This is a genomic window from Leifsonia sp. NPDC056665 (assembly GCF_042791795.1).
In the GTDB taxonomy this organism is placed as follows: Bacteria; Actinomycetota; Actinomycetes; order Actinomycetales; family Microbacteriaceae; genus Leifsonia.
Map to the genome: position 1 here is coordinate 77,197 of NZ_JBHTXK010000018.1, position 12,295 is coordinate 89,491.

10 protein-coding genes are annotated in these 12,295 nt (G+C 71.5%); 7 read left to right on the forward strand and 3 right to left on the reverse strand.

All coding sequences use genetic code 11. The features are described 5' to 3' along the window. Positions 1-86 precede the first annotated feature (86 nt). The 6 genes from lysA (at position 87) to prfA (ending at position 8,579) form a co-directional block, all read left to right on the forward strand. Positions 87-1,502, forward strand: coding sequence for a diaminopimelate decarboxylase (gene lysA, locus ACFQ9V_RS15915; RefSeq protein WP_382460094.1), 1,416 nt, complete (start codon positions 87-89; stop codon positions 1,500-1,502). Further along, entirely contained in the window at positions 1,499-2,872 is a 1,374-nt protein-coding gene (locus ACFQ9V_RS15920) for a homoserine dehydrogenase (protein ID WP_382460095.1), read from the forward strand. Before lysA ends, ACFQ9V_RS15920 begins: the two co-directional genes overlap by 4 nt. Next, positions 2,872-3,993 (forward strand): threonine synthase, encoded by a 1,122-nt coding sequence (thrC, locus tag ACFQ9V_RS15925; protein WP_382460096.1) that lies wholly within the window; start codon positions 2,872-2,874, stop codon positions 3,991-3,993. Before ACFQ9V_RS15920 ends, thrC begins: the two co-directional genes overlap by 1 nt. Positions 3,994-3,995: 2 nt before the next feature. After that, positions 3,996-4,952, forward strand: a complete 957-nt coding sequence (gene thrB / locus ACFQ9V_RS15930; protein WP_382460105.1) for a homoserine kinase — start codon at positions 3,996-3,998, stop codon at positions 4,950-4,952. 260 nt (positions 4,953-5,212) lie between these two features. Then, the gene (gene rho, locus ACFQ9V_RS15935; protein ID WP_382460097.1) at positions 5,213-7,414 is read left to right on the forward strand and encodes a transcription termination factor Rho; all 2,202 of its coding nucleotides are present in this window, start codon (positions 5,213-5,215) and stop codon (positions 7,412-7,414) included. A gap of 88 nt (positions 7,415-7,502) precedes the next feature. Beyond that, positions 7,503-8,579 carry a peptide chain release factor 1 gene (gene prfA / locus ACFQ9V_RS15940; protein ID WP_382460098.1) on the forward strand — a complete coding sequence of 359 codons (1,077 nt, stop codon included), beginning with the start codon at positions 7,503-7,505 and terminating at the stop codon, positions 8,577-8,579. A gap of 78 nt (positions 8,580-8,657) precedes the next feature. On the opposite strand, the gene ACFQ9V_RS15945 is transcribed toward prfA, so the two are convergent. From ACFQ9V_RS15945 to cysK, 3 genes are all read right to left on the reverse strand, one after another. Next, positions 8,658-9,653, reverse strand: coding sequence for a DUF2510 domain-containing protein (locus tag ACFQ9V_RS15945; protein ID WP_382460099.1), 996 nt, complete (start codon positions 9,651-9,653; stop codon positions 8,658-8,660). A 98-nt stretch (positions 9,654-9,751) separates the two neighbouring features. After that, the gene (gene epsC / locus ACFQ9V_RS15950) at positions 9,752-10,321 is read right to left on the reverse strand and encodes a serine O-acetyltransferase EpsC (protein WP_382460100.1); all 570 of its coding nucleotides are present in this window, start codon (positions 10,319-10,321) and stop codon (positions 9,752-9,754) included. A 4-nt stretch (positions 10,322-10,325) separates the two neighbouring features. Then, positions 10,326-11,264, reverse strand: coding sequence for a cysteine synthase A (cysK, locus tag ACFQ9V_RS15955; protein ID WP_382460101.1), 939 nt, complete (start codon positions 11,262-11,264; stop codon positions 10,326-10,328). Between the two features lie 62 nt (positions 11,265-11,326). Between cysK and prmC the strand changes: the two genes are divergently transcribed. Continuing rightward, positions 11,327-12,199, forward strand: a complete 873-nt coding sequence (gene prmC / locus ACFQ9V_RS15960) for a peptide chain release factor N(5)-glutamine methyltransferase (RefSeq protein ID WP_382460102.1) — start codon at positions 11,327-11,329, stop codon at positions 12,197-12,199. The last annotated feature ends 96 nt before the right edge of the window (positions 12,200-12,295 follow it).

The following is a 12,295-nucleotide window of genomic DNA, read 5'->3' on the forward strand; positions in this document are numbered from 1 at the left end:
TTCTCCACCGGCTTCAGGGGCCAATCCGGGTCCGCTCGCCAGAGAGAACCCCACTCGTGATTTCCCGTACTCGTGAGGTTGTCCCCATGGCATCGAATCCGCTCGCACCTCCGTGGCTGAGGGAGCCGGCCGACGCGAACGCGCTGGTCCCCGGCCTCTGGTCGCGCACCGTCCACCGCGAGGAGGGCGCGATCGTCGTCGGCGGCGTCCCTGTCGCGGAGCTCGCCGAGCGCTTCGGCACGCCGCTCTACGTCGTCGACGAGGCCGAGGCGCGCGAGCGCGCCGTCGAGGTCCGCTCGGCGCTGCAGCGCGCCCTCGCCGAGGTCGGCTCCGCCGCCCGGGTCTACTACGCGGGCAAGGCGTTCCTCTCCATCGAGGTCGCGCGCTGGATGACGGAGGCCGGCCTCAACATCGACGTCTGCTCGGGAGGCGAGCTGGCGGTCGCCCTCGCCGCGGGAGTCCCGGCCGAGCGGCTCGGGTTCCACGGCAACAACAAGTCGCTCGCCGAGATCGACCGCGCCGTGGCGGAGGGCGTCGGCGCGATCATCATCGACAGCCTCCAGGAGATCGAGCGCGTCGCGGAGGCCGCGGAACGGCACGGCGTCGTCCAGCGCGTCCGGCTGCGGGTGAACAGCGGTGTGCACGCGCACACGCACGCCTTCCTGGCCACCGCGCACGAGGACCAGAAGTTCGGCATCGCCCTCGCCGACGCCGCGGACGCCGTCGCGCGGATCCGCTCGCACACCGGGCTGGCCTTCCTCGGCCTGCACTGCCACATCGGCTCCCAGATCTTCGGAGCGGACGGCTTCGCCGAGTCCGCCGCCCGCCTGCTCGCTGTGCACAAGGAGCTGCTCGCGGGCGGCGACGTCCCCGAGCTGAACCTCGGCGGCGGCTTCGGCATCGCGTACACCGCGGTGGACGACCCGGCGCCGATCGAGACCCTCGCCCGCAGCATCGCGGAGACCGTGGCGGCCGGGTGCGAGGACCTCGACATCCCGATCCCGGCCGTCGCGTTCGAGCCGGGCCGGTCGATCATCGGCACCGCCGGCCTCACCCTCTACACGGTCGGCACGACCAAGGACGTGACGGTCGCCGCCCAGGACGACGGCGAGACGGCCGTCCGCCGCTACGTGAGCGTGGACGGCGGGATGAGCGACAACGCACGCACGGCGCTCTACGGCGCCGACTACTCGGCCAGGATCGCCGGCCGCGAGTCCGCCGCCGCTCCCGCGCTCGTGCGGGTCGCCGGCAAGCACTGCGAGAGCGGCGACATCGTGGTGGACGCCGAGTACCTGCCGGGCGACGTCGCCCCCGGCGACCTCCTCGCCGTGCCCGCGACGGGCGCCTACTGCTGGTCGCTGGCCAGCAACTACAACTACCTCGGCCGCCCTGCCGTCGTCGCCGTGAAGGGCGGCGCCGCCCGCGTCATCGTGCGCGGCGAGACCGAGGCCGACCTGCTGGCACGCGACACCGCGTACGAAGACGGGAGCACCCGCCGATGATCGAATACCGCAACCTCCGGGTCGCGCTGCTGGGCGCCGGCTCCGTCGGCTCCCAGGTGGCGCGGCTGCTGCTGGAGCAGGGCGACGAGTTCGCCTCGCGCGTCGGCGCGCGGCTGGAGCTCGTCGGCATCGCCGTGCGCGACGTGAACGCGCCGCGCGACGTCGACCTCCCGAAGGAGCTCTTCACCACCGACGCCACCTCGCTCATCCTCGGCGCCGACATCGTCGTGGAGCTGATGGGCGGCGTCGAGCCGGCCCGCGGCTACGTGCTGGAGGCGCTGAACTCCGGCGCCGACGTCATCACGGCCAACAAGGCGCTGCTCGCCACCCACGGCCCCGAGCTGTTCGAGGCGGCGGAGCAGGTCGGCGCGCAGCTCTACTACGAGGCGGCCGTCGCGGGCGCCATCCCGATCATCCGGCCGCTGCGCGACAGCCTCGCCGGCGACACGGTCTCGCGCATCCTCGGCATCGTCAACGGCACGACCAACTTCATCCTCGACCGGATGGACACGACGGGGGAGACCCTCGCCGACGCGCTCGCCACCGCCACCGAGCGCGGCTACGCGGAGGCCGACCCGACCGCGGACATCGGCGGCTACGACGCCGCGCAGAAGGCCGCGATCCTCGCCAGCCTCGCCTTCCACACCACCGTGCCGCTGGAGCAGGTCTACCGGGAGGGGATCACCTCGATCACCCGCGAGCAGGTCGAGGCGGCCCGCGCGGGCGGCTGGGTGATCAAGCTGCTGGCGATCTGCGAGCGGCTGGTCGACCCGGAGACCGGCGAGGAGGGCGTCTCCGCCCGCGTCTACCCGGCCCTGATCAGCCGCGAGCACCCGCTGGCCGCCGTGCGCGGCGCGCACAACGCGGTCTTCGTCCAAGCCGAGGCCGCGGGCGACCTGATGTTCTACGGCGCGGGCGCCGGGGGCGTGGAGACGGCCTCCGCCGTGCTCGGCGATGTGGTGTCCGCCGCCCGCCGGCACGTCGTGGGCGGCCCGGGCGTCGCGGAGTCGACGCACGCGGGCCTGCCGGTGCTCGACGTCGGCCGCGTCGTGACCCGCTACCAGATCACCCTGTCGGTGGAGGACCAGCCGGGCGTGCTCGCCACCGTCGCCAACATCCTGAGCGACGGCGGGGTGAGCGTGGAGACGGTGCAGCAGTCTGTGCCGAGCAACACGAGTTCCGTCGTAATACCGGGACGGTCTCCATTGCAGAGTGTGGCCCCGATTCACGCCGCCGGCGCGCCCACCGCTACCCTGGTTATCGGCACCCACGAAGCCGAGGAGGCCGCGCTGGCGGCCACCGTGGAAGCGCTCGCCGCGAGCGACGTGGTGACCGCCGTCTCTTCCGTTCTCCGAGTCGAAGGATCGTAATGCCCCAGTCGTCGAATGGGCCGAAGTCGTACAGCCGGCAGTGGCGCGGAGTGCTCCGCGAGTACGCGGACCGCCTGAACATCTCCGAGGCGACCCCGATCGTGACGCTCGGCGAGGGCGGCACTCCGCTGCTCCCCGCACCGGCGCTGTCCGCGCGCACCGGGGCGAACGTGTTCGTGAAGTTCGAGGGGATGAACCCGACCGGGTCGTTCAAGGACCGCGGCATGACGATGGCCATCTCCAAGGCCGTCGAGCACGGCGCGAAGGCCGTCATCTGCGCCTCCACCGGCAACACCTCCGCCTCGGCCGCGGCGTACGCCACGCACGCCGGCATCCAGGCCGTCGTGCTGGTGCCCGAGGGCAAGATCGCGATGGGCAAGCTCAGCCAGGCGATCGCGCACAACGCGCAGCTCCTCCAGGTGCAGGGCAACTTCGACGACTGTCTCGACATCGCCCGCGACCTGGCCACCAACTACCCGGTGCACCTGGTCAACTCGGTGAACCCCGACCGCATCGAGGGCCAGAAGACGGCCGCGTTCGAGGTCGTCGAGGTGCTCGGCGACGCGCCGGACTTCCACATCGTCCCGGTCGGCAACGCCGGGAACTACACCGCCTACCACCGCGGCTACACCGAGGAGCTGCAGCGCGGCGAGGCCACCAAGCTGCCGCGGATGTTCGGCTTCCAGGCCGCGGGCAGCGCCCCGATCGTGCTCGGCCACGCGGTCAAGGAGCCCGACACCATCGCCACCGCGATCCGCATCGGCAACCCGGCGTCGTGGGAGCTCGCTCTCAACGCGCGCGACGACAGCGACGGCTACTTCGGCGCGATCGACGACGCCGGCATCCTGGAGGCGCACCGCATCCTCTCCGCCGAGGTCGGCATCTTCGTGGAGCCCGCGAGCGCGATCAGCGTCGCCGGCCTCCTGGAGCGCTCGGCCGCCGGCGTCATCCCGGCCGGCGCCACCGTCGTCCTCACCGTCACCGGCCACGGCCTGAAGGACCCGCAGTGGGCCCTCCGCACGGCCGACGGCTCCGACGTCAAGCCCACGATCGTCCCGGTCGACACGAACGCCATCGCCGACGTGCTCGGCCTGGTCCCGGCCACCGGGGCGTCCGCGTGACCTTGCGCGCCGTCGACCTGCGCGGGCGCACGGTCGCGGTCAAGGTCCCGGCGACGAGCGCCAACCTCGGTCCCGGCTTCGATACCCTCGGGCTCTCGCTCGCCCTCTACGACGAGCTGCGGGTCAGCGTGCGCGACGAGCCTGGCGCGACCGTGGAGGTCGTCGGCGTCGGAGCGGGGGAGGTCCCGACCGACGAGAGCAACCTCGTCGTGCGGGCGATCGCCCACACCTTCGAGTCGGTCGGCGTCGCCCTGCCCGGACTGAACCTCCTCGCGCGCAACAGCATCCCGCACGGCCGCGGCCTCGGCTCGTCCGGAGCGGCGATCGTCTCCGGCATCATGGCCGCGAGAGGTCTGCTGGAGGGCGTCGTCGAGTTCGACGCCCAGGCGCTGCTCGCGCTCGCGAACGACATGGAGGGCCACCCCGACAACGTCGCGCCTGCGCTCTTCGGCGGCCTCACGATCGCCTGGGTCACCCCGGACGGTCCGCGCTTCAAGAAGCTGATCGTGCACCGCGGCGTCTCGCCGCTCGTGCTCGTGCCGGAGCACGTCATGTCGACGGCGCTCGCCCGCAGCCTCCAGCCGCAGTCGGTGCCCCACGAGGACGCCGTCTTCAACGTCTCGCGCTCGGCCCTGCTGGTCGCAGCGCTCATCCAGAGCCCCGAGCTGCTGCACGCGGCGACCGAGGACAAGCTCCACCAGAGCTACCGCGCGTCGGCGATGCCGGAGACCGACCGGCTGATCACGCTGCTGCGGAGCAACGGCTTCGCTGCGGTGGTCTCGGGCGCGGGGCCCTCCATCCTGGTGCTCTGCAGCGACCCGAGCCAGCGGCTCGCCGCCGCCGAGCTGGTCGCCCGCGAGGCGCAGACGGCCTGGCAGCCGCTGATGCTCGCGGTCGATTTCAAGGGCGCGACGGTCGCTCCGGTGGCCGTCGAGGACGCGGACACACCGGCGGCGTAGCGTCCGAAGGGCGTGTCGTGAGGTGGTAAACTACCGAGTGCACCCGGGAAGAACCCGCGTCACGAGCGAATCCAGCTTCCGGGTGATCTCTTAGCAATCATGCCGTCACTCCTGCCTGCGCTTTTCGGATCTCCGGAGCATCCGGGGACCCAGAGCGCACCGTAGCGCGGATCAGAACGCAGCACGGTAAGGCAGGCTCACGTGACGAGTGCTCCACAGCGGCGCGCAGAGTGCGCGCCGGGGGAAAGGAATCCTCTTCAGTGACTGATGTCGAACTCCACGCCGGGGGCGTGGACACCAGCGACCTGACCTCGCTCAAGGTGGCGGAGCTGCAAGCTCTCGCCGCCGAGCTCGGCCTCCAGGGCGCGACCCGGCTCCGCAAGGGCGAGCTGGTCTCGGCGATCGCGGCGGCTCGCGCCGCGGCTGCCGGAACCGATGCGCCCGCCGAGCCGGAAGCGGCAGAGCCCGTCTCGATCGAGACGGTCCCGGCCGAGACCGAGCAGCAGGCGGACCACGCGACCGCGGCCTCCCAGGTGCTCATCGAGCCGCTCATCGCAGAGCCCGTCGCCGACGAGCCTTTCGCCGGCGACGCCCTCCTCGCCGAGGTCGCCCCGGAGCCGCGTCGCCGCGGCTCGCGCCGGGTCTCCAGCCCGGACGGCACGGGCATCGCCCCGTCGACCAGCGTCGGGGCCGGCACCCACGTCAACACCGGCGAGACCGGTGTCGAGTCGCTCATCCCGGACGTCGACGCTCTGCTCGACTCCGCGCTCGCCTCCCGCGAGCAGGCGCAGCGCGACGGCCAGGGCGGTCGCCGTCGCCGCGGCCGCGGCCAGAACGGCCAGGGCCAGCAGAACGGCCAGGGCCAGGAGGCCGACGAGCAGTCGGCCGAGGCTCCGGCGCAGGCCGAGCAGGCCCGTGGCGAACAGGGCGGCGAGCACGTCGACGCCGCCGAGCAGGGCGGCGAGCAGCAGCCCTCCGGCCGCAGCCGCCGCAACCGCAACCGCAACAAGGGCACCGCGCAGAACGACCAGGGCCAGCAGAATCAGCAGGGCGCTCAGCAGAACCAGCAGGGCGGCCAGCAGGGTCAGCAGAACCAGCAGGGTCAGCAGAACCAGCCGAAGGACCTCCAGGGCGACGGCCAGCAGCGCGGGCAGCAGAACCGCGGCCCGCAGGAGCAGCAGGCCGAGGGCGACCGCGCCGGCCGCTACCGCGACCGCAACCGCAAGCGCCGCGGCGGCGTGGCCGGCGACGAGTTCGAGCCGGAGATCGCCGACGACGACGTGCTGATCCCCGTCGCGGGCATCCTCGACGTGCTGGACAACTACGCGTTCGTCCGCACCACGGGCTACCTCCCCGGCGCCAGCGACGTCTACGTCTCGCTCGGCCAGGTGAAGAAGTACAGCCTCCGCAAGGGCGACGCCGTGGTCGGCGCCATCCGCCAGCCGCGCGACAGCGAGAACAACAGCCGCCAGAAGTACAACGCGCTGGTGAAGGTCGACTCGATCAACGGCCAGACCGTCGAGGAGGCCGCGACTCGCGTCGAGTTCGGCAAGCTCACGCCGCTGTACCCGCAGGAGCGTCTGCGCCTGGAGACCGAGCCCGGCAAGGTCACTCAGCGGATCATCGACCTGGTCGCCCCGATCGGCAAGGGCCAGCGCGGCCTCATCGTCGCGCCCCCGAAGGCCGGCAAGACCATCGTGATGCAGCAGATCGCGAACGCGATCACCACCAACAACCCCGAGGTGCACCTCATGGTCGTGCTGGTGGACGAGCGTCCCGAAGAGGTCACCGACATGCAGCGCACGGTGAAGGGCGAGGTCATCGCCTCGACCTTCGACCGTCCCGCCGAGGACCACACCACCGTCGCGGAGCTCGCGATCGAGCGCGCCAAGCGCCTGGTCGAGCTCGGCCACGACGTGGTCGTGCTGCTCGACTCGATCACCCGCCTCGGCCGCGCGTACAACCTGACGGCACCGGCCTCCGGTCGCATCCTGTCGGGCGGCGTGGACGCGTCAGCGCTCTACCCGCCGAAGCGCTTCTTCGGCGCTGCGCGCAACATCGAGCACGGCGGCTCGCTGACCATCCTCGCCTCGGCGCTGGTCGAGACCGGCTCCAAGATGGACGAGGTGATCTTCGAGGAGTTCAAGGGCACAGGCAACATGGAGCTCCGCCTGTCCCGCCAGCTCGCCGACAAGCGCATCTTCCCGGCCGTCGACGTCAACGCCTCCGGCACCCGCCGCGAGGAGATGCTGATGGGCCAGGACGAGGTCAAGATCACCTGGAAGCTGCGTCGCGCCCTCGCCGGCGTCGACCAGCAGCAGGCCCTGGAGATCGTGCTCGGCCGCCTCAAGGAGACCTCGAGCAACGTCGAGTTCCTCATGCAGGTGCAGAAGTCGATGCCCGCGCCGACGAACGGCCACGGCAACGCGCACTCGCACGGCCACGAGAACGACCACCGCTAGCTGACGAAGTGCCCGTCCGCCGCGCCACTGTGCGCGGTGGGCGGGCGCTTTCTCGTTTCCAGCCGGCGCCTCCAGAAAGAAGTCACGCATGTTCGAGTCGGTCAACGGCCTCATCGCCGAGCACGACGACCTCCAGCAGCAGCTCTCCGACCCCGAGCTGCACAGCGACCCTGTGCGCTCCAAGAAGGTGAACCGCCGCTACGCGGAACTCTCGCGCATCGTCGCCTCGTACAACCAGTGGAAACAGCTCTCCGACGACCTGGAGGCCGCGCGTGAGCTGGCCGCGGAGGACGAGGCGTTCGCCGAGGAGATCCCGGGCCTGGAGCGAAGCCTGGAGGAGTCCGGCGAGAAGCTGCGCCGCCTCCTGATCCCGCGGGACCCCAACGACAGCCGCGACGTCATCATGGAGATCAAGATGGGGGAGGGCGGGGCCGAGTCCGCGCTCTTCGCCGGCGACCTCCTGCGCATGTACCTGCACTACGCGGACTCGAAGCGCTGGAAGGCCGAGATCATCGAGCAGACCTCCAGCGACCTCGGCGGCATCAAGGACGTGCAGGTCGCCTTCAAGGGGTCGTCGAGCGATCCGGCCGAGGGTGTGTGGGCGCACCTGAAGTACGAGGGCGGCGTGCACCGCGTGCAGCGCGTGCCGGCGACCGAGTCGCAGGGCCGCATCCACACCTCCGCCGCCGGCGTGCTCGTCTTCCCCGAGGTCGACGAGCCCGAAGAAGTGGACATCAACCAGAACGACCTCAAGATCGACGTCTTCCGGTCTTCCGGCCCCGGCGGCCAGTCGGTCAACACGACCGACTCGGCGGTGCGCATCACCCACGTGCCGACCGGCATCGTGGTGTCGATGCAGAACGAGAAGAGCCAGCTGCAGAACCGGGAGGCCGCGATGCGCGTGCTCCGGGCGCGGCTCCTCGCCAAGCAGCAGGAGGAGGCGGACGCCGAGGCGGCCGAGTTCCGCAAGGGCCAGATCCGCACGATGGACCGCTCCGAGCGCATCCGCACGTACAACTTCCCGGAGAACCGGATCGCCGACCACCGCACCGGCTACAAGGCGTACAACCTCGACTCGGTCATGAACGGCGCCCTGGAGCCCGTCATCGAGTCCAACATCCTCGCCGACGAAGAGGCCCGCCTGGCCGACCTCGGCTCCGACTGACCCGCCTCCATCTCTTCCGGAGTTGTGCACGCAACACGCCGATGCGAGGCGTGCATAACTCCGGAAACGATTGCTCGCTCAGTCGGTGTTCCAATGCAGGTGGCCGTTCGCGTCGGGGCCCTTGCCGCCGCAGGTGTAGGTGCGGCCCGCTGCGGAATGTCCCACCACGCCCTGCTGCGAGTCGGCGCAGAAGGCGCCGGGGATGACCAGCGGCCCAGGTAGAGGGGGCGGCGGGGCTGGTGCAGGGGCCGGTGCTGGCGCAGGGGCCGGTGCTGGCGCAGGGGCAGGTGCCGGAGCAGGAGCAGGGGACGGAGCGGGTGTTGGAGCGGGCACCACTGTCGGAGTCGGCGTGGGCGTGGGCGTCGGTGTGGGTGTCGGAGTCGGTGTCGGCGTCGTGTCGGGACGGACGGTGATGGTCACCGTCGCGTTGTGGGCGAGCACGGCCCCGGCCGACGGGCTTTCATCGACGACGACCCAGCCCGTCCAGTCGTCCGGCGCCGGGCTGCCGTCCGCTGTCACCATGCGGACCTTGAGGCCCGCACCGGCAAGATTCTGCGACGCGCTCGTGGCGACGTCCCCGGTGTAGTCCGCCAGCGTAACCGACGCCGGAGTGTGCACGGTCGCGTGGGAGTCGGACGACGGCTGCGGGATAGCGGCGACGACAGACCCCAGCAAGAGCGAGAACGCCGAAGCGGCGACGAGGACTTTCGGCACGGTGCTCGAGCGCGGTATTCGCAGCCAGGTCCGGCGGTGGGTGGCGAGTGCCACGATGGCCGTCGGGAGGACGAAGAGTGACAGCACGACGAGGAACATGCCGAAACCGCTGCCGATCCCATAGGCGACGCTGAGGATGGCCGCGAGTCCGCCGACGATCCAGGTCGAGACGCCGGGTCGCTTGAGGCTCGGAACAGTCGACTTCTCGGAGGCCGGCGTCCGAGTGGCACCCGCGGCCTGCGACGCGGCGCCGGCGGGATACGCGGAGACATCGGCGGTCCATGCCGTGCCGTCCCACCACCTGAGCCGCGTGCGGTCGTTCGGGTCCGGATACCAACCGGCAGGCGGCGTCTCTGCCATCGTTGCCTCTTCGCGTGCGCCCGGGTCTGGTTCCCGAGGATGCCTCAGATTAGCGCTGTGCGGTGGGCGCGGCGACCACCCGTACGGGGGTCACGGAGTCAGATGTAGAGGGCGGGGTCGAGCCACTCGTCGCCGGCGATCTGCTCGTGGCCGGAGCGCGGGCGCGCCCGTGCGGGGACGCCGGTGAGCACCGAGTCGGGGGGTGCGTCGTGCACGACGACCGCGTTCGCGCCGATGACCGTCCGCGCGCCGATGTCGATCGCGCCGAGCACCTTGGCGCCGGCGCCGACCGTGACGTGGTCGTGGATGGTCGGGTGCCGTTTGCCGTGGCCGCTGCCGCGTCCGCCCAGGGTCACGCCGTGGTACAGCATCACGTCGTCGCCGATCCAGGTGGTCTCGCCGATGACGACGCCCATCCCGTGGTCGATGAAGAAGCGGCGGCCGATGCGGGCGCCGGGGTGGATCTCGATGCCGGTCAGGAAGCGGGTGAACTGGGAGAGCATCCGCGCGGGCATCCGGAGGCCGGCGCGCCAGAGCCGGTGGGCGACGCGGTACGACCAGACGGCGTGGAGGCCGGAGTAGACCAGTGCCACCTCGGCGCCCCCGCGCGCGGCGGGGTCGTGGGTGCGCGCATTGCGGATGTCCTCGCGCGCCCGGAACAGGGCCACGCCGTCAGTCCAGCAGGTCGGCCCAGAGGGCCGTCGAGATGTACCGCTCACCCGTATCCGCGACGATCGCCACGACGGTCTTGCCAGCGTTCTCCGGGCGTGCGGCGACCTGCAGCGCGGCCCAGACGATCGCGCCGGAGGAGATGCCGGCCAGGATGCCCTCCTCGGACGCGAGCCGCTTGGCCACAGCGATGGAGTCGTCGAACGACACGTCGATGACCTCGTCGTACACGGACGTGTCCAGGATCTCGGGCACGAAGTTGGCGCCGAGGCCCTGGATCTTGTGCGGGCCCGGCTTGCCGCCGCTGAGGATCGGGGAGTCGATCGGCTCGACGGCGACGATCTCCACGCCGGGCTTGCGCTCCTTCAGCACCTGGCCGACACCGGTGATGGTGCCGCCGGTGCCGACACCCGAGATGAAGATGTCGACGCCGCCGTCCGTGTCCGCCCAGATCTCCTCGGCGGTGGTGGCGCGGTGGATGGCGGGATTGGCCTCGTTGGCGAACTGGCGCGCCCAGATGGCGTTGTCATTCTCCGCGACGATCTTCTGGGCGGCCTCCACTGCTCCCCGCATGCCGTCCGGGCCGGGGGTGAGGACGATTTCAGCGCCGAACGCGCGCAGCAGCACGCGGCGCTCCTTCGACATGGTCTCCGGCATGGTCAGGACGACCCTGTAGCCGCGGGCCGCGCCGACCATCGCGAGCGCGATGCCGGTGTTGCCGCTGGTGCCCTCCACGATCGTCCCGCCGGGGCGCAGCTCGCCGGACTTCTCCGCGGCGTCGATGATGGCGACGCCGATCCGGTCCTTGACGCTGGCGGCGGGGTTGAAGAACTCCAGCTTCGCCAGCACGGTCGCGCCGGCGTCGGCGGCGATCCTGTTCAGCTTGACGAGGGGAGTGCGTCCGACGGTTTCGGTGATGTTCTCGTAGACCTGTGCTGGCATGGCCTCCACTCTATTCCGCCCGGGGCCTCGGTGGCGGCCTGTGACGGTAAGCTCGTCGGGCCATGTCTGACGCCGCGCCCTCCACCGTCCGCTCCCTCCGCGACGAGACGGTCGCCGCCCTCGCGCAGGCGGGGGTGCCCGACCCGGAGGTGGACGCCGACCTCCTCGTCGCGTTCGTGCTCGGCGTCGGCCGCGGCCGGGTGCAGGCGCTGGTGGTCATGGACACCACGATCGACGCGGACGACGCCCGCCGGGTCCGCGAGCTCGCCGCCCGCCGGGCCACGCGGGAGCCGCTGCAGCACATCACCGGCTTCGCGCCGTTCCGATCCCTGGAGCTCGCGGTCGGCCCCGGCGTGTTCGTGCCGCGGCCGGAGACCGAGCAGGTGGTCCAGTTCGCGATCGACGCGCTGCGGGCGGTGCCGTCCGCGGAGCCGGTCGGCGTCGACCTCGGGACGGGCAGCGGCGCGATCGCCCTCGCGATGGCGACGGAGGTCCCGCACGCCCGCGTCTACGCGGTGGAGAAGTCCCCGGAGGCGTTCGCCTGGACGCGCCGCAACGTGGAGTCGGTTGGCGCGAGCAACCTCCAGGCCGTGCTCGGCGACCTCGCCGACGCCCTCCCTCAGCTCGACGGCACGGTCGACGTCGTCATCTCCAACCCGCCGTACGTTCCGGACGACGCGATCCCGCGCGACCCGGAGGTGCGCCTCTTCGACCCGGCTGCGGCGCTCTACGGCGGCGCGGACGGGCTGGACGTCGTGCGCGTCATCTCCGGTGTCGCGCGGAGGCTGCTCCGCCCGGGCGGGACGCTGGTGCTGGAGCACGGCGAGCTGCAGGGCGCGCAGATCCGCGAGCTGCTGACCGCCGACGGCTGGCGCGCGGCGGCGACGCACCGCGACCTCACCACCCGCGACCGGGCGACGACGGCGCTGCGCTAGCTGTACTGACCTCGACCGTTGTTGATTCGGTCGATGGGTGTTTGGCCTCCGATGCCGAGGTGGGGTCTGTCTAGGTTGTAGTAGTCGAGCCAGGCT